The sequence below is a fragment of the Pauljensenia sp. OF14-1SRA genome (assembly GCF_027694595.1).
In the GTDB taxonomy this organism is placed as follows: domain Bacteria; phylum Actinomycetota; class Actinomycetes; order Actinomycetales; family Actinomycetaceae; genus Pauljensenia; species Pauljensenia turicensis_B.
Map to the genome: position 1 here is coordinate 1 of NZ_JAQEVQ010000018.1, position 23,831 is coordinate 23,831.

The 23,831-nt window shown below is 52.4% G+C and carries 29 protein-coding genes; 5 read left to right on the top strand and 24 right to left on the bottom strand.

Features of this window, described 5'->3' with window-relative positions:
• Positions 1-263: 263 nt before the first annotated feature.
• The 6 genes from PG731_RS08285 to PG731_RS08310 all read right to left on the bottom strand — a co-directional run bounded on the left by PG731_RS08285 (position 264) and on the right by PG731_RS08310 (position 7,596).
• Positions 264-818: a phage holin family protein gene (locus PG731_RS08285; protein ID WP_442952672.1), complete on the bottom strand. Its 555-nt coding sequence runs from the start codon at positions 816-818 to the stop codon at positions 264-266.
• Between the two features lie 121 nt (positions 819-939).
• Entirely contained in the window at positions 940-1,107 is a 168-nt protein-coding gene (locus PG731_RS08290) for a hypothetical protein (RefSeq protein WP_270773326.1), read from the bottom strand.
• Positions 1,100-1,540 carry a DUF1617 family protein gene (locus PG731_RS08295; RefSeq protein WP_270773327.1) on the bottom strand — a complete coding sequence of 147 codons (441 nt, stop codon included), beginning with the start codon at positions 1,538-1,540 and terminating at the stop codon, positions 1,100-1,102. The genes PG731_RS08290 and PG731_RS08295 overlap by 8 nt, the downstream gene beginning before the upstream one ends.
• Positions 1,541-1,552: 12 nt before the next feature.
• Positions 1,553-4,213 carry a phage tail spike protein gene (locus PG731_RS08300; protein WP_270773328.1) on the bottom strand — a complete coding sequence of 887 codons (2,661 nt, stop codon included), beginning with the start codon at positions 4,211-4,213 and terminating at the stop codon, positions 1,553-1,555.
• Positions 4,214-4,226: 13 nt separating this feature from the next.
• Entirely contained in the window at positions 4,227-4,913 is a 687-nt protein-coding gene (locus tag PG731_RS08305) for a hypothetical protein (protein WP_270773329.1), read from the bottom strand.
• A 4-nt stretch (positions 4,914-4,917) separates the two neighbouring features.
• Positions 4,918-7,596, bottom strand: coding sequence for a phage tail protein (locus tag PG731_RS08310; protein ID WP_270773330.1), 2,679 nt, complete (start codon positions 7,594-7,596; stop codon positions 4,918-4,920).
• 52 nt (positions 7,597-7,648) lie between these two features.
• On the opposite strand from PG731_RS08310, the gene PG731_RS08315 reads away from it, so the two are divergent.
• Both PG731_RS08315 and PG731_RS08320 read left to right on the top strand, forming a co-directional pair.
• A complete protein-coding gene (locus PG731_RS08315) occupies positions 7,649-7,957 on the top strand; it encodes a type II toxin-antitoxin system RelE/ParE family toxin (RefSeq protein ID WP_013189226.1) in 309 nt (102 codons plus the stop codon).
• The gene (locus tag PG731_RS08320; protein WP_004009166.1) at positions 7,954-8,247 is read left to right on the top strand and encodes an addiction module antidote protein; all 294 of its coding nucleotides are present in this window, start codon (positions 7,954-7,956) and stop codon (positions 8,245-8,247) included. Before PG731_RS08315 ends, PG731_RS08320 begins: the two co-directional genes overlap by 4 nt.
• A gap of 187 nt (positions 8,248-8,434) precedes the next feature.
• Here PG731_RS08320 and PG731_RS08325 read toward each other — a convergent pair whose 3' ends face one another.
• A complete protein-coding gene (locus PG731_RS08325) occupies positions 8,435-8,854 on the bottom strand; it encodes a hypothetical protein (protein WP_004009167.1) in 420 nt (139 codons plus the stop codon).
• 22 nt (positions 8,855-8,876) lie between these two features.
• On the bottom strand, positions 8,877-9,488 hold the full coding sequence (locus PG731_RS08330) for a major tail protein (protein ID WP_270773332.1): 612 nt from the start codon (positions 9,486-9,488) through the stop codon (positions 8,877-8,879).
• Between the two features lie 70 nt (positions 9,489-9,558).
• On the opposite strand from PG731_RS08330, the gene PG731_RS08335 reads away from it, so the two are divergent.
• Positions 9,559-10,071, top strand: a complete 513-nt coding sequence (locus tag PG731_RS08335; RefSeq protein ID WP_270773333.1) for a VanZ family protein — start codon at positions 9,559-9,561, stop codon at positions 10,069-10,071.
• On the opposite strand, the gene PG731_RS08340 is transcribed toward PG731_RS08335, so the two are convergent.
• From PG731_RS08340 to PG731_RS08370, 7 genes are read right to left on the bottom strand one after another with little or no spacing between them, the layout of a single operon-like run.
• Complete coding sequence (locus tag PG731_RS08340) at positions 10,068-10,412, bottom strand: hypothetical protein (protein WP_270773334.1); 345 nt, start codon at positions 10,410-10,412, stop codon at positions 10,068-10,070. The genes PG731_RS08335 and PG731_RS08340 overlap by 4 nt on opposite strands.
• Positions 10,409-10,846, bottom strand: coding sequence for an HK97-gp10 family putative phage morphogenesis protein (locus PG731_RS08345; RefSeq protein ID WP_270773335.1), 438 nt, complete (start codon positions 10,844-10,846; stop codon positions 10,409-10,411). Before PG731_RS08345 ends, PG731_RS08340 begins: the two co-directional genes overlap by 4 nt.
• Positions 10,846-11,178, bottom strand: a complete 333-nt coding sequence (locus tag PG731_RS08350) for a head-tail adaptor protein (protein WP_270773337.1) — start codon at positions 11,176-11,178, stop codon at positions 10,846-10,848. Before PG731_RS08350 ends, PG731_RS08345 begins: the two co-directional genes overlap by 1 nt.
• 15 nt (positions 11,179-11,193) lie before the next feature.
• Entirely contained in the window at positions 11,194-11,511 is a 318-nt protein-coding gene (locus PG731_RS08355; protein ID WP_013189233.1) for a head-tail connector protein, read from the bottom strand.
• 29 nt (positions 11,512-11,540) lie between these two features.
• Positions 11,541-12,758, bottom strand: coding sequence for a phage major capsid protein (locus tag PG731_RS08360; protein WP_270773339.1), 1,218 nt, complete (start codon positions 12,756-12,758; stop codon positions 11,541-11,543).
• A 22-nt stretch (positions 12,759-12,780) separates the two neighbouring features.
• A complete protein-coding gene (locus PG731_RS08365) occupies positions 12,781-13,656 on the bottom strand; it encodes a head maturation protease, ClpP-related (protein WP_270773340.1) in 876 nt (291 codons plus the stop codon).
• Complete coding sequence (locus tag PG731_RS08370; protein ID WP_442952673.1) at positions 13,653-14,915, bottom strand: phage portal protein; 1,263 nt, start codon at positions 14,913-14,915, stop codon at positions 13,653-13,655. The genes PG731_RS08365 and PG731_RS08370 overlap by 4 nt, the downstream gene beginning before the upstream one ends.
• Before the next feature lie 73 nt (positions 14,916-14,988).
• On the opposite strand from PG731_RS08370, the gene PG731_RS08375 reads away from it, so the two are divergent.
• Positions 14,989-15,372, top strand: a complete 384-nt coding sequence (locus PG731_RS08375; protein WP_270773342.1) for a hypothetical protein — start codon at positions 14,989-14,991, stop codon at positions 15,370-15,372.
• Here the strand turns inward: PG731_RS08375 and PG731_RS08380 are convergent.
• From PG731_RS08380 to PG731_RS08420, 9 genes are all read right to left on the bottom strand, one after another.
• On the bottom strand, positions 15,342-16,946 hold the full coding sequence (locus PG731_RS08380) for a terminase large subunit (protein ID WP_270773355.1): 1,605 nt from the start codon (positions 16,944-16,946) through the stop codon (positions 15,342-15,344). The two genes, PG731_RS08375 and PG731_RS08380, sit on opposite strands and share 31 nt — an antisense overlap.
• 78 nt (positions 16,947-17,024) lie before the next feature.
• Positions 17,025-17,228, bottom strand: coding sequence for a hypothetical protein (locus PG731_RS08385; protein ID WP_270773343.1), 204 nt, complete (start codon positions 17,226-17,228; stop codon positions 17,025-17,027).
• 183 nt (positions 17,229-17,411) lie between these two features.
• Positions 17,412-17,699 (bottom strand): hypothetical protein, encoded by a 288-nt coding sequence (locus PG731_RS08390; protein WP_270773345.1) that lies wholly within the window; start codon positions 17,697-17,699, stop codon positions 17,412-17,414.
• A gap of 106 nt (positions 17,700-17,805) precedes the next feature.
• Positions 17,806-18,255 carry a virulence protein gene (locus PG731_RS08395; RefSeq protein ID WP_270773346.1) on the bottom strand — a complete coding sequence of 150 codons (450 nt, stop codon included), beginning with the start codon at positions 18,253-18,255 and terminating at the stop codon, positions 17,806-17,808.
• Positions 18,249-18,464, bottom strand: a complete 216-nt coding sequence (locus PG731_RS08400) for a hypothetical protein (protein WP_270773347.1) — start codon at positions 18,462-18,464, stop codon at positions 18,249-18,251. The genes PG731_RS08395 and PG731_RS08400 overlap by 7 nt, the downstream gene beginning before the upstream one ends.
• 80 nt (positions 18,465-18,544) lie before the next feature.
• Positions 18,545-20,071 (bottom strand): DNA cytosine methyltransferase, encoded by a 1,527-nt coding sequence (locus PG731_RS08405; protein WP_270773349.1) that lies wholly within the window; start codon positions 20,069-20,071, stop codon positions 18,545-18,547.
• Between the two features lie 3 nt (positions 20,072-20,074).
• Positions 20,075-21,331 (bottom strand): site-specific DNA-methyltransferase, encoded by a 1,257-nt coding sequence (locus tag PG731_RS08410; RefSeq protein ID WP_270773350.1) that lies wholly within the window; start codon positions 21,329-21,331, stop codon positions 20,075-20,077.
• Complete coding sequence (metK, locus tag PG731_RS08415; protein WP_270773351.1) at positions 21,303-22,493, bottom strand: methionine adenosyltransferase; 1,191 nt, start codon at positions 22,491-22,493, stop codon at positions 21,303-21,305. Before metK ends, PG731_RS08410 begins: the two co-directional genes overlap by 29 nt.
• A 132-nt stretch (positions 22,494-22,625) precedes the next feature.
• The gene (locus tag PG731_RS08420; protein ID WP_270773352.1) at positions 22,626-23,198 is read right to left on the bottom strand and encodes a P27 family phage terminase small subunit; all 573 of its coding nucleotides are present in this window, start codon (positions 23,196-23,198) and stop codon (positions 22,626-22,628) included.
• A 45-nt stretch (positions 23,199-23,243) separates the two neighbouring features.
• Here PG731_RS08420 and PG731_RS08425 point away from each other — a divergent pair, with 45 nt between their 5' ends.
• Entirely contained in the window at positions 23,244-23,660 is a 417-nt protein-coding gene (locus PG731_RS08425; RefSeq protein WP_270773353.1) for an SRPBCC family protein, read from the top strand.
• Positions 23,661-23,831: the final 171 nt, after the last annotated feature.

A 23,831-nucleotide genomic window follows, 5' to 3' on the forward strand; every position in this document is an offset into this window, starting at 1 on the left:
TCACTGAAAACACCGATCTTAAGCAACGATTTTTGTCTATTAACCCGCCTTTATTTGTTGTCAGCAGCCCCCGTTTCGTGGTCTGCGTGTAGTTCCTTGTAAACTGACTTAGCCAGTTGCCAAGATAAAAAGTGCAATCAGATAGATAAGCGGGGTCAATATCCATGAAAGGAATAAGGCGAAAAGGAGCCAGATCCCGGCGGTAAGTAGCGTTAAGACTGCTAGGAGTGCCAGGAATTTAAGAATTGTTTTCGAGCAGGTTTTCATGGTTTTTCTGTTTCGTCGGGGAGGGCGTGTTGGGGCAGATATTTGCCTGGGTTAATCTGGTCTGCCTGGGGGATGGGCGGGGAGTGCTTATCTGGACTGCTCGCCTTAGCGGGTGGTGTTGAGCTGGTTTTGAAGGCGGGCTGGTTTTGACCGGTTTGCTTGATTGTGTCTAATGCTTGTTGTAGTCCGCCCGGGATCGGCAGGCCCAGGAGCCCGGCGTTTTCGAGGATGGAGATGCCTTCGTTGGATAGGTAGAAGAAGATGGTGGCGGTGCGTAGCACTCCGGGGGTACCGAGAATATGGACATCGAGTAGGTGGGCTAGTCCGATGAGGGCGAAGATTAGGATTTTGCGGGCGATACCGCGAAACCCTACCGAGGAGCTGAGTCGGTGAGCGTTTATTGCTGCTAGTACTCCGGTAGCGTAGTCGATGATGGTGAAGGCTACGATGGCGTAGAGCAGAGAGTCGGCTCCACCGAGGAAGGCTCCTAGCCAAGCACCTATAACGGTGATTGCGCTTTGGATACCAGTCCAGATAGCTTTGATATTCATTGAATGGTTCCTTTCAAAGTAAGCGAAAGAATGCCCAACACGACTGCGTGTTGGGCATGAATATGAAAAACGCCCACCAAAACTGGCAGGCGTAAGTAGCGAGAGACTATAACCTTTGAGGTTATAGGTCGGGCAGATTGGGGTTGGTAAGCACTTCTAAAATCGGCATTCTTAGATCGAGGTGTGCTTCACGCGGGCAGACCGTCTCGCCTGATTTCTCGTCGGTAGGTTGTGCTGGTGGTGCTGGTGTGGGATCAGAGGGAATCGAAACAATCGGTTCTTCACTCATCGTCAGTCTCCTTGGCTAGTGCGTCAGCGATGGCGTCGTAAAGCACGTCGAAGGCCTCCGCCGCTGCTCCCGATAATTCACCGTCATAGCCATCAAGCAGAGCCTTAATGTCGGTTAGGTGACGCTCGTATGTGGGCCCGGAAACCTCGACGACAGACTCAAAAAGTTCACTCCTAGCCGCTAAAAATTCTTGCGCTTTTTCTGGGGTTGCGAGATTGAATGTTCCATCGGTATTGATGATGGGCTTGCCAGCATCGTCGAGGGTCGCGTATTGGCTGATTAGTTCGTATTCGTCGCCTCCGAAGCGCGTAGAAGCTTCACGTACCAAATGCAGTAGTTTGGTGCGCGCACGTGAGGCGGCTGGCTTCAGCGACATGCCAGCCAGCAGTTCGGTGACCGCGGCGAGCTGATCATTGGGAAGAAGAATTTTCATGTTGGTTTCCTTTTATGCGAGATTGGTGGACATTTTCTGGTAGCCGGTGTTGTCGAAATAGGTCCAGGAGATGGAGCCATCGGCGCGGGAGGTGATTTTAGAAATCCAGCCTTGGTTCAAGAGCCCAAGTATTCCGTTAACGCGGTTCATCAAATCCCCAACACGGTCGAATAATCTCGTCATGTTGTAGAACGAGCCGTTGGTAACGACCATGACGTCGTAGGTATGAAACACAACCTTCGACAAAGCGGTTGGCCCCACCCAGCCCGGATGCGTACCACGCCCCTGCAAAGACACGTCCTGCAAGGTGACATAGCGGTTTCCATTGGTGTAGAACTTGTAACCGTTTGTGCGCAGATCAGAACCTAAATGGATGCCGGCTGAACCGTAGAACTTGCCTTTAGGGTCCAGCGTCAAGCACGTGTAGAAGGTACCGTTCGCTTGTGTTTGGTATGTCCATGCCACGTAGTCGCCTTGGTTGGCTAGTGACATGGAGATGCCCTGAACGTTTTCGTTGTTCTTTTTGCCACCACGCGACAGCTCACCGACGTAACGCTCGCCATACCAAAACTGCATACCCCGAGAACTAATTGTTCCCTCCAACCGGGAACCGTTATACCAAGAGATTTGAGTGGGGCTGATGCGAATATTCTGATTCCACCCCGCCAATCCAACCTGGATTGCGTTAGCCGCGAGTTTATCGGCGCTAATAGAGCCTGCCTGAATCCTGGCAGCGTTCAAATACCCAGTGGTGATCTTGCTGGCATCTATGTAAGCAATCTTCGCCGAGGTTATAGCCGCATCACGGATCATCACTGTTTGGATAAACCCATTGCTGATGGTCAACTTGTCGGAGGTGATGGAGCCTGCGGCGATCCTGGCTGCTGCTAGGGTGCCGGTGGTTATTTTATCTGCTGACAGCTGAGAGATTTTAGCGTTAGTAATCGCCGCATCATCAATCATCGCCGTGCCGATAATTCCGTTGTCGATAGTGGTCTGCCCAGTGATATGCACCCGTTTGCCGTCGATGAGGATGGTTTCAGGTGAAATGTTGATTTGGTTGATGATATCGCCTTTAGTCACACGCAGGTTGATGTTGTTGCTCATCATGGCGATAGAGCCCCACACGTTTTGCAGGTTATCGCTCAGCGTAATCTTCAAACCCTCAACGCCCTCACTAGCCTGGCTAGCAGTCTTGACCGCCTGGTCAGCTTGTTTGCGCGCCGCCGCTACATCACTGGCTGCTTTCGCTACGCTGGCTTGGGCTTGACCAGCCAAATCCCCAGCTTGTCTAGCGGCTTGTTTAGCCTGGGCAACCTCGGTTTTTGCTTGCTCTAACTCAGCCGATACTTGCGCGTGGTTAAGGTCAGTGGCAAGACTGACCCACCCGGGCTGACCAGTATCGGTGAGCTTATAGATCCAGATTCCTACTTGCTCACCGTTGTCTTTAAACCACACATCTCCCAGCTGAGCCGAGATGGGAGCGCTAGCCCCGTAGTGGTTGGTGTTTTTCCCATCTGCGCTAGCTAGCGCAATACTTGCTGCCTGCTGGGCTTGGCTAGCTTCGCTGCAGGCAGCGGCGATGGTGTGGGTGATGTCGGTGAATTTAGAGGCGGTGCTACCTAGCTCAATCGAAATGTATTCACCTGCGAGTGGGTCGAAGTCATAAGCAACAACCCTGGCGGTGAGTGCCACGTTGAGGTCATCGTGGCGGACGGTTACTGTGTCGCCTAGGGTCACGGTTTCTAGGTCGCAAAAACCCTCATATTCTTTCGTTGAAGCCAGATCCACAAACGAGATCTTGTAAGCGCAATGCGGTTGATCGACATGACAACTAGAGAACTCAGATTTCGCTAGTTCACGCAATCTCGCATGAGCCTGCGCAAGTGGCAGCTCATCCTCACGCGGTTTGTCCGCATCCTTAATGGCTTTGACCTGACCATAGCGGATGACCTTGATACGCGGCGCAACATAATCACCTATGCGTGGAGAATCCACGTACAGTTCAGGTAGGAGCAGACCGTCGTAACCAACCGGCAAAATCCGGGTAACTACCGTGGTATAGTCCAGGCTCGATTCGTATCCGGACAGGTTCTTACGATCCCTAATAACCACGCCATGATTAGCACCTATGCGCGGCGCGTGGTGGATATGCCAGTTATCGAAAGTAAGCTCGCCGCCCCAACGGGAGATAAACGAATTGTCGCCGTCATCTAACAGAGCCGCGCTGAGTGGGGTTCTGACTATGCGGGCAGAGGATCGATGGGAGTTATCTGAACTGCTAGCGCTAAAACCGTGCGGGCTATTGGCTGCCCCTAGCAGCTGATCTAGGGCTTGTTTAGCGGTTTTGTTTACCACATAGGTGTCAGCGATAAGGTTGGCAGAAAGGTCATAAAACACGTGATGGGCAACTACTTCGAGTATCCCGTCAAGGCTGGTGGTGACCTCGCTGATACGAAATCCTTGCCGGACGTTTATTTCTGGAACCGGGGCGGCCACGATGTTTTCTATTACCAACAGGTTCGCTGCTGGCCCCTCTATCGGGTAGGAAAATGTTAGGGAAAACTTTCCGTTTAGTTCCTGACTTACCATCGGGTCGATAACGTGGCGATCTAGCACCGCTAACCCACTGGCAGTAAAATCCCTAGCGCTACGATCGTGAATCGTAATCATGGGTTAGTCCTTTCTACAAGGTACGCCAGTTACCTTGGGCTTCGATTCTTGAAATACCGGTGCCCAGCTCGATGTGGTTAGTGCCAGGACAAAGTTGCGGGAAGGGCCCTGAAATCCCATCGGTTTGGGTTTTACCTGCAACGTGGGTTGTAAGCCGGGGACTATCGATAGTTAATTGCCCGCTAGGGGCACAAACTATCAAAGCAGTATCGTTTATTTTTAGTTCCAAATCCCCGGTACCAAAAACAGTTATTACCGGATCGGAAGCTAAAAGACCAGGATTAGTAATCGTGCCCGAAGCTTTCAAAGTTAGCTGTTTAAGCCCGGTTTCCAGGTAGGTAAACGGCTGGCAGCAAAGCTCGGCTTCAAACATTACCCAAGTGGACAGCGAAGGCACTGCTGGTGATATTTTGACGTGTTTAAGATACCTGAACATGCCAGGCTCACCGCTAAAACCAATCGTGTGGGCCCCAGTCAGCGCGTAGGCGGCTTTGCGGTATGCTTCTAGCCCGCCACGCACTGCTAGTTTCAAAGTTATTTCGCCATCTTGCCACCCTTTAAAGCGGGTAAGAGTACCGGCCCGTCCTGACACCTCAATATCATCTATCCCCATGGCGGCAGTAGGGATTTCTACAGGTGCGCAAAAACGGATACCCAGGCTTTTAGAGCTAACCTTATGGTCGAGAACAAACCCGTACATTGATTTACACCCCCGCAGCTAGCAGATTGGCTCGCCGAGATAGGCGTGATAGTTGCTGATCAATTTTGGGTGCGAGTTTGCCGACCAGCGTCCCATCACTTAAAACAACCTTGATATCCAAACCCTTAAGAATCCGGGCAGCTGTAGCATCTGCTACCCCTTGAACATCAACGCCGTGAGTTTTAGTTTCCTTTTCAGTTTGCGATGTTTGCTTAACTGAGGCAGGGGTCAGATCGGTGCTTGGTAAAGACAAATCCTTACTGACCTTGATAGGTACGTTAACCCCGTTAGTTAACTCGCCCATAGCGTCCATGGTGTCTTTTGCCATGTTCGCTGCCGCATCTGCAGCCTTATGGCCGCGCGTGGTTATTGCTCCGGCTAGACCAGCAACTAGCATGTCGCCAACCCACGCCATTTGCTTAGAAGGCGAATGGATACCGAAAAATCCGAGAATCCCATTCCAGATTGAAGACACCCAGTTAGCGACCCGGTTCCACAACCAGCCCGCTAGTGACTGAATACCCTGCCATAACCCAGAAACCAGGGATGCTCCAGCTGAGATCATCTGTCCGACCCCGCCCATCACTGCTCTAACAATGCCGTAAATAATCCTCGGGATAGCCGAAACTACAGTGCCGATAATGGTCGGTAAAGCCCGTATCAGGCTGGTTAATAGTTGGATGCCAGCTTGTACAAGAAGGGGGATAGCCCCACCAATAGCAGACAATATGGCAGAGATAATTTGAGGCAAAGCCGCCACAATCGCGGTAATAATAGTTGGTAACGCCCCAATAAGAGCCGTCAACAGTTGCACGCCCGCGTTAATCAACTGGGGGATTGCCTGGATGATCGCGTTAAGGATAGCGGTAATAATCAACGGCAAAGCCCCGGTGATAGCGGTAATAATTTCAGGCAAGGCACCAACCAGCGCGGTTAACAGCTGGATACCAGCTTCGATAATCTGAGGGATCGCTCCGATTACGAAAGAAATAATCGCACCAATCAACTCCGGCAAAGCCTCAACAAGCACCGGAATAGCCGCAATCAAACCCTCAGCAAGACCAATAATTAACTGCAGGGCTGCATCCAAAATAAGTGGCAAATTATCGATGAGCCCCTGGATCATGGTCATCAGCATTTCTACCGCCGCCGGGATCAGCTCCGGTAGAGCCTCGCCGATACCAGCAACCAAGGTGGCGATAATCTGAACCGCAGCCTCCAACAGACTCGGAAGTGCCTCAATAATCGCTTCCACCAATGCCACAATCAACGTCACGGCAGTTTCCGCCAAGGAAGGCAGAACAGCGATAATGCCCTCCAACAAAGAGGTGAGGATACTCATCCCGGTATCCACCACTTGCGGGAGCTGGCTAGAAATAAACTCCAGAGCTTCCTTCAAGATCTGTCCGAGGGTGTCGATAAAGGCCGGGGCACCCCCGGTCTCGAACGCGCCGGTGAGTTCATCGACCCAACCATTAACCATCGGCATCACCGTGCCAGCCAAAGCCGTGGTCAAACCTCCAGCAAGTAAGCCTTTAAGGTTATCGACCCCGTCTTTTAGCGTAGCTAGTTGGCCAGAGAAGGTTTTGGATTGGGCATCCATCGCCCCATAAAACCGGCCGCCCTCACTTGTGGCACTAGCGAACGCATCCGCAACCATATCCGCACTGATCGCGCCCTTAGCCATTTCTTCTTTAAGCTCACCGATACTTTTACCGGTCTTACGGGAAATCTCCTCTAAAGGGTTGAACCCCGCGTTAATCATCTGGTTCAAATCCTGACCAGTCAGCTTGCCAGTAGAACTCATTTGAGCAAACGCCAACGTGAGGGATTCGAACTTTCCAGCATCCCCCTGGCTGATATCACCTAACTGTTTGAGGCGTACCTGGGATTCTTCAGCGCTCATGCCGAACCCCATCAACGTTTGGGTGGCCTTGGCTAGATCCTCCATCCCAAACGGAGTACGAGCCGCTTCCAACTTGAGGTTATTAACCAGTTTCTGAGCCTTGGCTTGATCACCCAGCATCGTGGTAAACGAGGTGGTGTATTGCTCCATCCGGGCGTTATAGTCCAAACCATCCTTTAAAGCCCCGACCATGCCCCGCCCAATAGAAGAAATAGCATGCCCAATAGCTTTAACCCCACCAACAACAGCTTCCGCTGCCAGGCTGGCTTTAAGCACATCACCAAAAATGCGGGTCTTCGAACTGGTACCATCCATCTGCGAACCCAGCTCATCTACAGCATTTTCTAGATGTGAAGTGTCCTTAGCTGCAGTTTTCGCATCATCACCCGCACCGTCAGCCTCATCTCCGAACTTCGCTAATGCCGCATTGTTTTCTTTGAGTTCGCCTTCTAGGCCGTTGAGGGTGGCTTGGGCATTGTTGAGCTGAATCTGCCAATTCTTCGTACGGGAATCGTTCTCCCCAAACGAAGAAGCAGCATTCTCCAACGCACTTCTCAGGGTTTCGACCTTGGAACGCTGAGCCTCAATCTCACGCCCCAGCACTTGGTTGCGGGCGGTCAGTGCTGCAGCAGATTGGTCATTCTTGTCGAACTGGGAAGCGACCAGCTTCATCTCGGAGCCGAGTACCCGCATTTCACGGTTGATGTCGGTGATCGCGCGTTTAAACTCCCGCTCACCCTCCAAACCAATCTTGAGGCCAAAAGACGAGTCGGCCATGAGAGGTGTTTCCCTTCTTGACTCATGTAGCTTTTAGGCTACACTTAGGTGTGTGGAGATTATTTCCAGTAGCTTGTTTGACGCTTGGTTAGGTGAGCTGAAAGACAAACATGCTCAGCGGCGCATTTTGCATGCAATAGCCCGATGCGAAGCACACGGAACAATGGTTGGAGACATCAAACCCGTTGGCGAGAAAGTTAACGAGATGAGATTTCATTTCGGGCCCGGCTACCGGGTGTACTACACCCAACTAGGCGCAGTAACGGTTTTCCTGCTGGCCGGAGGAGATAAATCCAGCCAGGCTAAAGATATTCGAACCGCTCAAAAGCTCGCACAACAGGTAAGGAAGGAACAGTCATGAAGGAAGTAACATTTTCAGCGTTCGACGCAAGCAAATATCTCGATAGCCAAGAAGCAATGAACGATTACCTAGCTATCGCACTCGAAGACGGCGATACGAAAACCGTACAGGTGGTTTTGCGTGACATTGCAAGGGCACACGGCATGAGCCAGCTAGCTAAAGAAACTCAACTCAACCGTGAATCCCTCTACAAGTCACTATCAAAAGACGGCAACCCGTCCTTTGCGGCTATCACGAAAATCATGAAAGCCCTAGGACTCAAAATAACTCTCGCTACACAAAATGCCTAGATACCTGCTGGAATCACATCATCAATAAACCAAACACGCCTCTGCTCAGCGCGGCCGGTCTCGATGCGCCAGCAGTCCACGAGGTCGAGTAATTCACCAAACACGCACAGCTCAACCTCGACGCGACTCAGGTTTAGGTGGGCTAAACCGATATAGATAAGCCTGGTGAAGGCTGCCTCGTCGCTATCTAGGACTCGTCCTTGACATGGTCTTTTGGGGCCGGTGCTTCGGTGGCGATAGCTCGTCTTGTTCCTCTTTGTAGTGCTTCGCTGATTGCTGCCCGGTAGTCGGTCAGATCAGCTGGAACTGTGAGCAGTTCCACTGCATCCTCAGTTAGTTCAGTGTGTTGATCGTCTGGATGTGTGAGGTTGTGAATCTGCACTGACTGGTTAGCCAGAAGGGTGATGAGCCAGATTACCTCACCCAAGGATTTGCCTACGTCCTCGGAGGTTTCCAGAGCATCACCTAGATGTTCGAGACCGCCATATCGCTTGGCGATCAAACGAGTAGCACGCGTCGTTAAGACCAGTTCGTATTCTTGCCCGCCGATACTAATGACCGCACTACGAGACGAATCAACACTGGCAACTACAGTTTTCTTTCCCATGATCACTGTCTCCCTTTTTCTTTTAGTGGCTGGCGGCACGACTTGGATTGGTGGCTACGGCGGGTTCGTAAACGCGGCTGTACCAGCTGGTAATGGTTTCAGCTTTCACGCCGGTGGCTCCTTCGGTGACTTCGGCTTTCCACGGGTGCTTGCCGGTAGCGTCTGGTTTGTTGCGGCGCAGGATCGTGCCCTCAATACTCGGAGTACTAAAGGTGATGCTGTCGGCCTTGGTGGCCAGGGTCGTAGTAGGCAAGGCGAATTTGACGCGGTAGAGCCAGAAATACTGATATTTTCCGTTACTGCGCGCGGCTCTAAAACCGATAGCCACGGGTGCGCCACCATCCTCAGAAGTACTGATAAGTACCCCGTTGGCGTCCAGTCTCGCACCAGTTAAGGCAGCTGCAGCCTCTGCCCCGAGATCATCAACCCCAAGAGTGAGTGTTCCAGATTTGAATTCCTTGACAATCTCGGATGCCCCGTCATCGGCATACAAAATTGCCTCAGCCACCTCCACAGACAATTCTGCAGATATTGCTTTAGCGAGCGGTTTAGGAACGGCATAAGTTTCCTCACCGCTAGTGGGATCTTCGCTAATGCTCGCGTAGTAGAGCTTGTCTAAACCAATAGTTGCCATGATGTTTCTCCTTTTGGGTAGTAATTTTCGTTAGATGTCATCGAGAGATAGAAAGAGATAGAATTGGGGCATGAGAGAGAAAACGCGATGCTTGACCTATGCGGTGTTCGGGATTTATCTGCTCTTGTTGTTGTGGATGGTGCTGTTCAAATTCGCCACCAGCGTTGACGACATACTGGGCATGCGGCATGCGCGCTACTTAAATCTGATCCCATTTACAGATTCTGCGAATCTTTACGGGTCGAACTTCTTTGATGAGATCGTGGTCAACTTCCTTATTTTCATCCCGTTTGGCATGTACATGAGGATGTTGTTGAAACGGCGCTCATGGTTAATTCAATTGCTCCCACCGTTTTTAGCAAGCGTGGCATTCGAGGTCGTTCAGTACGTTTTCGCTATTGGGATCAGCGATATCACCGATGTCATAATGAACACTGCTGGAGCCGCTACTGGCTTAGCAGTTTTTGCTCTGCTAGCCAGATTCTGGCCTGAAAAGAGCGAAAAAGTCATTAACGTCATCGGGTTAGTCCTGGAGATCTTGTTCATCGGATTTTTGACTTTCCTGATCATTGCAAACTCTTAAGGACAGGCTCTAAAACTCGAAACATCGATGGAATAGTGGTGAAAACCGGTATCCGCCTCGTATCCGATATAGCGCCTGCCTGTGATAACCAGGCGAGCGCTGATTAGAGCTTTCGTGATCTGGTCTCTTAGAGCTAAGTAGTTGGTTTTTGTGAACAGGCTGATTCGGGCTTCTTCTACTTCGACGCCGGGGGTGTTGTCGGCGAAGATCTCGAAAGAATCTGTTAACGGGGTGAACAGTAGATACGTGTCTGGGGCTGGGGAATCGGTGTAGCAGCTGACTGCATAGGCGAGCCCAAGTTGTTTAGCGATGTGGCTTAGGTTTTCTAAAAGCCCGCTCATGGTTTCACCTGCTGAATTCGCGCGGCTAGGGTTTGTTTCATTGCGGTGATTGCGGCTCGCCTGGTTTGTGAACGCGTGGGGGCTAGGAAGGGTCTAGCGGGCTGGTTGGAGCGCCCGTGTTCGAGGACGTTGGCGATCAACGCATGAGAGCGGCCATCGGAGCGGTTTTCAGCGAAGCCGACCTTCACGTTATGGTCGCCCCTGCTGTTGACTTTCACGCTGGTGGTGCCGAGTGCGGCGAGGAGTTGGCCGGTAGAGCGGGAGGGCTGTTTTGTATTCGAACCGATTGCTGCAAAAAGGTTAGAGCGCATACGCGGCTCCACTATGTTAGCCCCGGCTTTAAGCACTTGCTCAGCGGAGTTATCAATGAGTCTGCTGGCTGAGTCGAGTGCGTCAATGAAATCGTTGGGAAGCTTGATTTGTACTCTAGCCATCAGGGTGCTCCTTCTGCTTCGGTGCGGTGGGCAAGGATCTGGAGGTAACGGCCGATAGGTTCAACAGCATCAATAACGTACCTGCCATGTGCGGAGCTGATTTGCATCGCCTCGGTTATTTTTATGCCGGGTATTGCTCGGATCCTAAATAACAGGTCTGCTTTGGTGTAGGCGGCGCGGTTGACCCAAGCCGGTGAAGCGTGCCGCACTTCCATATATGCGCGCACCGAAGCAATAACCTCGTCACCAGTAGTGGCGAACCCGGCAGCGTCTTTGCTAACCATTGGCTGTATCAAGTCGATGTGCTCGCTCATTTTGCCTAGCGTTGCCATCAGGCGCGTCCTTCTTTAGATTTTCCAGTCCCGATCCAGACGAAGCAGGGTGTTAACTGCGTTCCACACGGCGCGGGCAGCATCGGTTTTGTCTGCCCAAAACCCGGCGGTTGCTCCATCCCTGGATTCGTAGAAATGGGTGGCGAGCATAATAATGCCTTGCCGGGTTGCCTGCGACATGGGCTCCGTTTGGTAGTAGCCCTCGGGCAAATGTTGGTAAGCGGTGGCATAGGAGATGGCAGCCAAAACAAACGAGGCAATCAAAGAATCATCCTCGCTATGGTTGACCAGCAGATTCTGCTTGACTAAGGCCATGAGTTCGTCTGTTTTCATGGCTGCCACCTCCTAACTATTTTTATGGTTTACCCCGCGGTCTTTTGGGAAAGAACCTTGATCGCCTCGGGCAAGACGAGCTTGCCGTCTAGGCGTTGGGAGGCGAGGAACCCGATCTGCCCGGTGGTTGCAAACAGCTCGTTTAGGCGTTTGAAGGAGCGGCCTTGCCGGTCAGCAATCCAATAAAAACCAAGGTCACCGAACGCTACTGTGCGCGCCCCAGCTTTAAGCTCAGGTGCAAAAACACTGGTGTAGACGGGCCGGCCAAGGATCATGTCTGGAGTCCCAGCAGTCAGGGCTGGCTGCCACAGGTACTGCCCATTACCATCCTTCAACTTCCGGACGGTTTTGACGGTTGCATCGTTCATCAGCCACACCGCACGCGCCCGGTACGGAGCACGCAAACTATAGTGCAGATCGATGAGTTCATCAGCGCTAATGTCGGCAGGCTTAGCGCTGGTCACGCCAGTTTCCGCTCCGCCGGTTGGGTTGAAGATACCGGTGGGTTTACCTTTACCATCGCCAACCAGGAAGGCTTCTTCTTCAGCAGCTCCAATACGACGAGCAAACTCGCTCGCTAGGTATTGTTCAACGTTAAACGCTGCATCGTTGAGCAGTTCTTCGCTGATTTTCAGGAAGGTACCCAGCTTGAACGCCGACAGGGAGATTTGGGTGAAGGCTTCATCGGATTCGCTATATGGTTTGCCTTCATCCAGCCAGGTAGCGATGCCATGGGTAGACACGACAGGGATCTTACGATCCCCGCTAGTGGTCTGAATAACCTTGGCGAGGGTGCGCATGATGTTTTGGTCGGCTAAAGACTGCACTAGGGTGCGTTCGAACTCGTCAGGCACTAGGTATCCGCCCTCAGAATCCACCCCCTCACTTAGCGCATTCCTTACTTCCACCGGGGAGGTGTTAAGCCGCATCGCATCCCAAAACGCCCGCTTGTAGGAAGCGGTAGCACGGGCAGGCTTGACCTTACTGTCTTCGCCCATAGCGCTTCCAGGAGCGGAAGTGATGGGATTACAGGTCGCCTTGGCAAGAGTGTTTTCTAGGCGTTCGGCTCGCTCACATCGAGCAATCTCGCCGCTAAGTGCCTCAATCTCGGCCTCCATTTTGGCGTAAGTAGCGTCATCTTCAGCGTTTAGACAGCCAGTCTCGCTATCGCGCCGCTCATCTAGAAACTTCTTAGCCTTATTCCAGGTTTGAGCACGCCGAGTATACAAATCAGTAACAGTAGTCATAATGGAATATTTCCTCTCTTAGTTAATGGGGTTGGTTGGTTAAATGGGCGTATAAATCAACAACCCGCCGACCACAAGAGGCAGCGGGCTTTAAACAAGGATGCTCACTTACCGGAGGCGGCGACCCAGGAGAGGCAGCACTTTTACCGTGCATAGCTAATTGGGCAACAAGTTGTTGCTCTGAAACCTTTCTGGAAAACACCACGCCGCGCTCATTTTTCGCTCGTCCCGGTACTTTCTTGCTCGCCGATTCTTCATCCTCGCCATCACCAGGATCATCAGGCTTCTTGGGATTTGTCTTGGTGGGTTCATCGTTTTTGTCTGGAGTAGAGCCCTGTTTACTGGTGAGGATTTCGTTTGCGAACCCCAAGTCGATAGCAGCTGTCGCGTCCATCCATGTCTCGGCATCCATGAGCTTGGAAAGTTTCGCCCGGGACAAGCCAGTTTTTAGCTGGTAAGCGTTGATAATCGAGTCTTTGACAGATTCAAGCATGTCGAGGGCACGAGACAGCTCGGTTTTATCACCCATAGCGAGCGTGGCGGGATTATGGATCATGAGCATCGAAACCGGGCTCATAGCCACCGTGGAAGCCGCCATAGCAACCACAGATGCCGCCGATGCCGCGATCCCGTCAATATTCACCGTGACCTTACCAGGATAATCCAGCAGCATGTTATAAATACGAGAAGCTGCCACTACGTCACCGCCAGGCGAATTCAACCAGATAGTGACCGGCCCAGACCCCGCGTTTAACTCGGAGGCAAAAACCGTTGGGGTTATCTCATCATCTAGCCATGATTCCTCAGCAATAACCCCGTTAATACGCAAAACCCTTTCACCCCCATCACTATTCGGGCTACTTGCCTGTGGGGTTAGCCAGTTCCAAAAACGCTTCACATTCTCCTCCTCAATAGTTGGTTCTCTCTAGGTTCTTCTTCACCAGACTCGCCTTTATTGGCTTGTTGGGAGTCGGCGTAAGCCCCAGCCATAGGAAGCGGGAGCATGTTCCCGTTCACCAGGTAGAGATCCCCGCCATCGGCTGCCTCGATCCGGTCAAGGTTTTCTAACTCTCGGATATCGTTGGCGCTCATCCAGCCGTTTTGGCGAGCTACCGCGTATCCCTCCATACGTGACTGGTAATCCCCGCGCAGCAGCCCCTCGACATTGAACTTCACAAACAACTGCTGCTTTTCACGCGGGTTCAAGAGAGTTTTCGTGATGGCTTGTTCCCAGCGGATTACCCACGGGTCAAGGGTGTATTTCACGAACTCCAGGCTCTGCTGCTCAATATTGGAAAACGATGATTTTTCGAGGTCACCGATCATGTGGGGCGGGATACGAAATATTCGGGCGATTTCATTTAGCTGAAACTTCCGTGTTTCTAAAAACTGTGCCTGCTCCGGGCTTACCGAGATCGGCGTGTATTTCATTCCCTCCTCAAGCACCGCAACTTTATTGCCGTTACGAGCGCCACCGAAAGTTTGTTGCCAGGACTCACGTACCCGAGAAGGGTCTTTGATTGTGCCTGGATGCTCTAACACCCCGCCCGGAGCAGCACCATTAGCAAAAAATGAAGCACCGTAATCTTCGGTAGCCTGGGCGAGCCCGATAGCGTTTTTTGCCATCGCGATCGGCGAATAACCCACTAAACCGTCGAAACCAAGACCCGGTATGTGCAGCACGTCGGATGGTGTGAGTCGGATAATTTTGTATTCTCCTGCTGGCTCATCCCACGTGGTTTGGTATTCGTAATACAAAGCCTTGCTGTCCAGATCTCTGCCTACGCTCATCCGATTCGGCTGCAGCGGATACAAGCCGATGACTTCGCCTAGACCGTTACGCACTACCTGAGCGAACGCATTACCCCACAACAACAGGTGCGTCATCAACGTCTCCCGGAACACAAAAGACGTCATTTCGGGGTTCGGCTCATCATGCAACAACCGGTAGAGGCTGTGGTCGATCGCTTTTTCTTTACCACCACCGTCCTTATAGCGATAGAGGTGCAGTGGTAGCCCGGCTATCGCCTCAGCCAAGATCCGTACGCAGCTATAGACGGCGGTCATTTGCATCGCGCTACGTTCGGTCACCGGACGCCCAGCAGATGTTGGCCCGAACAAGAAGCTGTAGCTGGTGGACAGCTGGTGATTCTCCACTGGTTTCACCCTGCCGCGTAGCCAGTTTCTAAGACCCATGGTTTTTCCCTTCTGCTCATGAAAAAATGAGTGCATGCAAAGGTGGAAAAGACACGGCACCTGGGCGCGACTTGGCGCGCTTTTCGCGTGCTATCTTTTACTGCCTGCTCTCATGACAGCCGCCATCGGATTAGGCAATGCCTCCGATTTAGGGATGGTGGCGTTTATCTTGATGCTGTTCATAGCATTTCCACTCGCCACTATTGTGCTAGCCGCCTGGGACGCAGTCACGGAGGGCTTCACTGTTTTATGGACAGTGATGCCGATAGTGTTTTTCGTGGTGCCCACGGTTATCTTTTTCAACGAATCCGCGCTTATCTACGGAGCCATCTATTCGCTACTAGCAGTAACAGCTAACAAGATTGGCAGCTTGTTTCATTCAAAATCTCATAGCACCAATAGTCCCCGCGAATCATAAACTGAGCTCGCCTCTGGGCTGTTGCCGCACCTGATCGCCCTGTCTAGGGCCATGATGGTGGCTACTACGCCGTCGATCTTCTCGGTGGATTTTTGTTTGTCGGGTTTGATGTTGCCTGCCGGGTCGGTGCGCACGTGAATGTTATCTACCATCCAGGCCAGCACCGGGTGTCCGCCATGGGCGAGTTTGCCTTCCAACGCCAGCTTCATCAGTTCCTTGGACGGTGGGGACATGTCTTTGAAGCCTTGCCCAAACGGCACCACCGTGAAACCAGCATCCTCAAGGTTTTGGCTCATTTGAACCGCACCCCACCGGTCGAAAGCGATCTCTCGGATATTAAACCGGGTGCCAAGATCCTCAATGAACTTCTCGATATACCCGTAGTGCACCACGTTGCCCTCGGTCGTGAGTAGGTGGCCTTGCTGATGCCATAGGTCGTAGGGGACGTGATCCCTAGAAACTCTGAGTTTGAGGTTGTCTTCGGGTATCCAAAACCAGGGCGCGACCGTGTATTTGTCATCGTCATCCGTGGGTGGGAATACGAGAATGAAAGCAGTGATATCGGTGGTGGATGCCAGGTCGAGCCCGCCGTAACAAACACGGCCTTCTAACTCGTCCAAGTGGACTGGTCCATCGTTTTTGTTCCAGGTATTCATGGGCATCCACCGCACAGACTGTTTGACCCACTGGTTCAAACGCAATTGTCTGAAGGTGTTTTCTTCAGCCGGATTCTGCCTGGCACTATTACAAGCGTCCCTTACTTTCTGGATTGGCACCGTCACGTCCAAGGATGGGTTGGCTTTATGCCACACGGCTTCATCGGTCCAGTCATCATCTTGCGCTGCCCCATATATGACTGGATAGAAGGTGGGGTCGTGCTTTTTGCCATCCAGGATGTCTTGGGCTTTTTGGTGTTGCTCGTAGCAGATGCTGTGGGTGTCGGTGCCGGCGGTTGTTATCAGGAAGTACAGTGGCTGGGTGCGAGCATCTCCACTGCCTTTGGTCATCACGTCGAAGAGCGCTCGGTTGGGTTGGGTGTGTAGCTCATCGAATACCACTCCGGAAATATTGAATCCGTGTTTGGAATAGGCCTCGGCGGATAGTACCTGGTAGAAGGAATTGGTGGGGGAGTAGATGATACGTTTTTGGCTTCTAAGGATCTTTACCCGCTTGGCTAGTGGGGGACACATTCTCACCATGTCGGCTGCCACTTCGAACACGATGGATGCTTGTTGCCGATCGGCAGCACACCCATAAACTTCAGCGCGTTCCTCGCCATCGGCGCACGTGAGCAACAATGCGACGGCAGCAGCCAGCTCACTCTTGCCTTGCTTCTTCGGAATCTCCACATAAGCAGTCGTGAACTGGCGGTATCCATCGGCTTTGAGGGTGCCGAAAAGGTCGCGAATGATTTGTTCTTGCCAATCAATCAACTTAAAAGGTTTTCCTGACCACCGTCCTTTCGTATGCGTGAGCGCTTGAATGAACGCGACCGCATAGTCCGCAGCCCGCTTATCGTAATGCGAGGTCGGCAGAGCAAAGCGGGTTGGCTCGTAGCGTTCAAGGCGGCGCATTGCCATCAAGGCACCTCCAATCACAAAGAAAGGAAAAGCTCAACCAGCGTGGGTTGGGCTTTATCGGAGAATCGGGTTTTAGACCATGGCGTCGAGGGCATCGTATTCGCGTTTGAGTCGGTTGTATTCTTGGGCGAGGCATTCGAGGCGGAACCGGTTTTTGCAGGATCGTCCTTCGCGTTCGATGCGCTCGAGTTCGGCTTTGCGTTCGCGTAGAATCATGGTGCCTTCGCCTGGGTCGGTTGCCATCAGTTTCAGGTCTTTGTCGAATTTCGTGTTCATCGTCCTTGTCCTTTCGCTTACCGTGGTTGTTTCGGTATGTATATACAGCCATAGGTGTGCGACTATATCCAGTCGTTTTTGGGCTTATTTGCAAGGAAAATAGCGATAAACATCTCTAACGAAAAGGCGTCAGTGAGAAGGAAAACCCCGCGCGTGGCAGGGGTTCTCCCGAGTCAGGCTTGTTTATTCGGCGGTCATGGCGGCGGTGAGCGCCCAGGAGAGCGCGTGACCGTCGTCAGGGAAAATCTGGTTGGCTTGCTTGATCAGTTCGAGGCCGCATTCGATGAAGGACTTACCCTGCCAGGGGTTCTCGGAGGGGGTTTCGGTCAGGCGGTAGATGCGGGCGTCGTTGCCATAAAGCCCGCCCTTGTGCCAACTGTAGCTGGTGGCGATCACCAGGTTGCCGTAGCGCACCACCGCACCGTAGCTATCGGTGGCCATTTGCAGGCGTTCCATCGTTGTCGTTTCCATCGCTGTATTTCCTTTCTTCGCATACCGTTTTGGTATGTATATACAGCCATAGACTCCCGCTTATATCCAGTCATAAAAGGGCTTATTTTCAAGGAAAAATAGAGATTCACATCTCTTGCCCAGATGCTTTGTCTGGCGGGTTTTTCCATGCCGAATTACCCGAGAGTGGCTTAAGCAGGATTTTGCGAACCTCAGCATACTTTTTACCGCTAAGTCCTATGCGGTAAAGCAGAGAACGCAGTTCATACTTCTCATTACTTGCCTGGCTTGTACTGCGGGTTACGGTGCGGTGGATCTGTTTGGCGTACGCGACCAGTTTCGTTAAGAACTCGGTGTAGGCTGTGATCTTCTCGAACTCGGGCAGCTGATCCCACCACGGGAAACTCAGCCCTTCACTACTGGTGGTGATGTCGAGCTGGCTCGCGCCGAGCGCTTTAGCTATCAAGTCTTTCTTGGCTGCGATAAGTTCATGCAGCCTTGCCAGCTCAGCCTCATCAAGCGTGGCGGGCAAGGTGACTACGAGCCCGTAATTTTCAGCCTTTTTGGTGCTCACCATTGCCCATCCTCCTCACCATCAAATTCGATGCTCTGAACGTCCAGCCATGCGTGGATGAGGCGCATGAAGTCGTGTGGGAAGTTGGAGACAATCATTTCTACGTGCTCGTAGCCGTGGTCTTCGGCTGCATCCCACACCGCACCAATATCGGTCAGGTCGACTCCAAGGTTTTCGATTTCTTCTAGATCGACGTATAGCTGTCCTATCATCACCAAACCCTCTTTCTCGTGTTTTGTTTGGTCATGTACATACAGCCATAGGTTCGCGGGCTTATCCAGTCATTTTCGCCTTAAAATCCAGGAGTTTTAGTGGTCTCGGCGACTATCTGGGAAAGCACGAGTTTGGCGCACGGCAAAGCTATCCCGTTTCCCCACAGCTTGTATAACGCCCGGTCGGTCACTGGATTAGCCAGCCATTTGCGTACTTGCGTGCGGGTTTTAGGTTTTTTCAATCCTTGCGTCTTGCCCCAGTTAGCCCAGACCTGCCACCAGTAATCCAACTGTGAATCTGTTGGATCGTTGATTGCTATATCCTGTGTCCAATCATCAGGGAATCCTTGTAGGCGGGCACACTCAGTCGGGGTTAAGCGCCGCACGCGATAGTCAGGCACGCAAGGGTCAGTGACCAGGGGTGGCTCAGTTGGGTCCGAAGCCAACAATGCGCCAGCAATATTGACGTTGCCTCGGCAGAAGAAGTCGGACTTTGATGCCGAGATGACATCTGGTTGCATGATGGCGATGCCGCCTTGGTTACAGGTCGGAGTTATCCCTGACGTATCGAGTGTCTTTGATACCTCGGTGGGATAACCGTACCTGCCCACTGCCGCGCCGCGTCCCTCATGTAACGCATTGAAACCGTAGGCGGTAGTGATGATGGGAGTATTGCCTCCGCCAGTGCCGTAACGAGCGGTCACGGTTGAGGCGACATCACGCGGTCCAGTAACTCTCGCGTCTTGGGGATGATGGTCAAATAGTAGCGGCTCAATAATACTTTGGTCGTTACTGCATCCGAGCGTGCCTGACAGATTTGTTTGTACGAGTGGGCCTTTACCACCACCGGGTTTACCTGCCCGCATCCGCAAGGCGAACACATCTAAAGATTTGCTTGCCTCGTGAGTGCTCGCTCCAAGATTGGTGGGAGGGTTTTGCTTTTCACTGCAGCCCGGCGCAAGATTCCGGAACACGCGTTGGGGCTCAAAGAGTATGTGTCCGGCACGCCCGCTTGCAAAATCGCAGATAAGGTAGATTCTTTTGCGTCGTTGGGGTACTCCGAAAAATTGCGCGTCCAATACTCGCCACGCAATGCTCCATTGGTCTGCCACGATCGCTCCGGCTTTTTGCCACTTTTGTACTCGAGGTAGGTCAGCCGCTGCTTGCCCGTCGACAACCGAGATGAGGTTTTGCAGGACGCTGTGGAAGTCTGCCCCTTTATTGCTTGAGAAGGCTCCGGGCACGTTTTCCCAAACAGCGAATCTTGGATATAGACCATGACTTGCCTTTCTCATTTCTCTGATGACTCTGACAGCTTGGTGGAATAGACCCGAACGTTCGCCAGCTAAGCCTGCCCTTTTACCTGCTACCGACAGGTCTTGGCAAGGAGAGCCAAACGTGACCACATCCACCGGCTCTAGCTGACTGCCGTCAATGTCGCAGATGTTGCCCAGGTGTTGCATTTGCGGAAGGCGCGTGGTGGTGACGAGGATCGGGAAGGGCTCAATCTCGCTCGCCCACACAGGTTCGATACCAACCTTTGTTGCTGCTAGTGGGAAACCACCCGAGCCATCAAAAAGCGAGCCAAGCCTTAAATTTTTTGTCAAGGGTTAGCCTTTCTGCTTGGGGCGCTCGACTTTTTTGACCAAATCGAGGTAGGCGTATTGTTTGCCGTCTCGCTCACACGTGATCCCTGCTGCGTCTCCGGTTGCTTCGGCGTAGCGGCGCAGAATCACGGAAGCGTATTTCTCATCCAGCTCCATCGCATAACACGTCCTGTCAGTGGCTTCTGCAGCCATCAGGGTCGAACCAGACCCAGCAAACGTATCTAGCACTATCGCGTTGGTTTGGGTGGAGTTACGAATCGGATAAGCCAACAGGTCTAGTGGCTTGGAAGTGGGATGGTCACTGTTTTTGCGGGGCTTGGCGAAATTCCACACCGTGGTTTGTTTGCGGTCGGCATACCAAGCGTGAGAGCCGTCTTTCTTCCAGCCATAGAGCACCGGTTCGTGCTGCCACTGGTATGGGGAGCGACCAAGTACGAGGGAGTCTTTGACCCAGATGCAGCACCCAGACAGATAGAAACCAGCGTCTTGAAAAGCGCGACGGAAGTTGAGGCCTTCGGTGTCGGCGTGGAAGACATAGGCTGAGCCTCCCTTATCTAGGGATGCCGCCATGTTGGTGAATGCAGCCAGCAGAAACTCATAAAACGCGTCTGCGTCTTGCTTATCACCTGCGATTTTCAGGCCGCTGTTCGATTTGAAGTCCACGTTGTAAGGCGGGTCTGTGACCACCAAATTAGCCTGTTTGCCATCCATCAAGGTTTCGACATCGGCCGGGTTCGTGGCATCCGCGCACATCAGGCGATGCCTACCAACCCTCCAGATATCGCCTTTTTCGACAAAGGCTGCCGCTTCTAGGGCGGCGTTCAGGTCGAAGTTATCGTCCTCGATACTGTCGCCGTCAAGAGAACCTATCAACTGTTGTATTTCGGATTCATCGAAACCAGTGAGTTCAACCTCGAAATCGGAAGCATCCAGGTCGGCTATGAGCAGGGCGAGTTTGGAATCATCCCAATCGCCACTGATCTTGTTTAGAGCAACATTGAGCATTTTTTCGCGGGTTTCGTCGAGTTCGACGACCACACAGTCCACGGTTTTATAGCCCAGATCAGCCAGTACTTTCAGACGCTGATGCCCACCTACAATATTTCCGGTGGTTTTGTTCCAGATGACTGGCTCCACATACCCAAACTCACTTAGCGAGCGTTTGAGTTTGTCGTAGTCCGCGTCCCCAGGTTGTAGGTCTTTGCGGGGGTTGTAGTCAGCTGGGGTGAGATCAGTTAGCGCTATTTGCTTGATGCGCATGCTTTTTCACCGCCTTAACAAGCTCACGGCTAGTAGTCCAGGTGTCTTCCCACTTGCGTGTGCAATCCCCGAAATGCCCATACGTCGAATACCGCACGTAACCGGGAGATTTGAGATGTAACTGGTCGATGATCGCAGCCGGACGAAGATTAAAGACATCGCGCGCAGCAACCGTAATTAGTTCATCAGGATGTTCACCGGTGCCGAGCGTGTCGATAGCAAAAGCGACCGGGTCGGCTTTACCAATCGCATAAGAAATGCCCACTTGGCACTCTTCAGCTAGGTGCGCATCCACCACGGTTTTCGCGATCAGCCTCGCCATATAAGCACCCGACCGGTCAACCTTAGAAGCATCTTTACCACAGAAAGCTCCACCACCATGTCCGGCCAGCCCGCCATAGGTGTCAACCATAAGTTTTCGACCAGTGAGTCCGGTGTCGGCTTTAGGGCCGCCCTCCACGAACCGCCCAGAAGGATTCACCAAAATAGTCGTGTTCTCATCGACAGGAAGATACGAAGAGCAAGCTGGACCGATAATCATCGAGGTGATTTCACGGCGCAACACCTCAAAATCCTTGGATTTATCGTGTTGGACGGAAACCACCACCGTCTCTACGGCTTGCGGTTTGCCTACCTCGTCGTAGCGCACCGAAACTTGTGCTTTACCATCCGAAAAGATCCCAGTGATGGTTCCTTGCTTGCGCGCGGCATCTAGCCGCTTACAAATCTCGTGGGCTAAAACAAGAGGCAACGGTAAACGCTGTGGTGTATCAGTGCAGGCATAACCGTAGACCGTGCCTTGATCACCAGCACCCTGAAGACAATAAGCAGACTCATCGCCATGGCGAGCCTCTAAAGATGTGCTCACCCCATCGTTAATATCGCTAGATTGACGCCGCACCCACACATACACCAAAAATCTCCACGGCTTATAGCCCGCTGCAGTAAGTGCAGTTCGTACAGATTCCCGGATTCGCACATGAGCTTTAGTGCTGATTTCACCGGTGACAATAATGCGTCGCCCGCTTGCCATGACCTCTACCGCGACGCGGGCATTGGAGTCCTCGTACAGGATGTCGTCGAGGATCTGATCAGCAATTAGATCGCATAGTTTATCGGGGTGACCGATACACACTGCTTCAGCAGTCTTCACCACAGACATAAGGACACCTTTCATAGAGAGGAAATACAGGAAACAAAGAACGCGCCCCCAAGGCGGGGACGCGAAGAAAAACCAGAAATCACAACCAAGCAAAAATCGCTCAACGGTAACGACGGAAGCTTTTGCCGTCTGCTAAGACCGAGCTTTCAACAACTGCTCCATAACCTCATCACCCGGGGCCGCACCCGAATAGTCAGTGGTGCAGTTAGCCCGCACAATCTCAAAAATCTCATACCAATACACGTTTGCTTGCTTACCAAAAGACTGGCTCATCGCAACGAACGGGGAAGCGATAGCAGCCCCCGTGGTCGGGTGCTTACCTAGCAAACCGAACTTGGAGATCGCCTGCTCACACTGCACATACCGGGCAAACGCCTGGGCGTAGGCCTCAATCAGACGGTTAGAAACAAACCTGGTGCAGCCACGCTCATCAAGCCAGCGCCACGTCTCCCGATACACCAAATCAGCACCCAGCAGTTTACCATCACGCTGAACCTCCGACAGATACTCAGAAGGCTCCGGCATCACTTCACCAGCAAGCACCGCGCCATCACCAACATCTGCGCCCTCAAAATCAAAAGGCGTCGCTAGCGGATCTTCCAGGCGAGTAGCAGGCAGACCCCTAGCGAGTTTCTCGTTGAGTGGGTCGGGTTTCGCGCCAGTCCTCACACGGCGCCCACCACGATTGGTTCCGTCACGAGCCATGCGTCCTCCAGTACGATAGGAAGTGGTGGATAAAGGTAGGTAGACATGGGAAACGTAGCTGTAGTCTGGGAGGAAGACCTTCCCTATACTCCCTCACAGATCTGGCAAGTCGTCACGGATTTAACGAACTGGCAATGGCGCAGCGATCTATCAGACTGCACGATCACTGATGAACAAAGCTTTATTGAGACTCCGAAAAAGGGAAAACCTATAAGGTTTCGTATAGCCTGCCTGGAACAACCTCACATCTGGGAATTCCGCATGGATTCACCAACTCTGATTGGCACATGGCAAGGCACCTTCGAACCGAACGAAAATGGTGGCTGCCGAGTCAAATTCACCGAAGACGTCACCCTTCGAAACAAACTAATTCCAAACTGGATAGCAAAGCGATTCCTCACTGCCTATCAAACCCAGTACTTCCGTGACCTAAGAGCTGAACTTCAATCACGCTACGACTAGCCCATGTTTTAACATCAGTTATCGTCACGACCGGAAGTCCCGCATATCCCCAGTCCGAGGCTTATTCCGCCACTTTCGCCCCTCCTTTGCGGTGAGCGTTCCCTGCGAAGTCTGCGCGCTTGGGGGTTAATACCCTGTTTGATTCGGTCTTTTTGCGTACGGTTGGCCCCG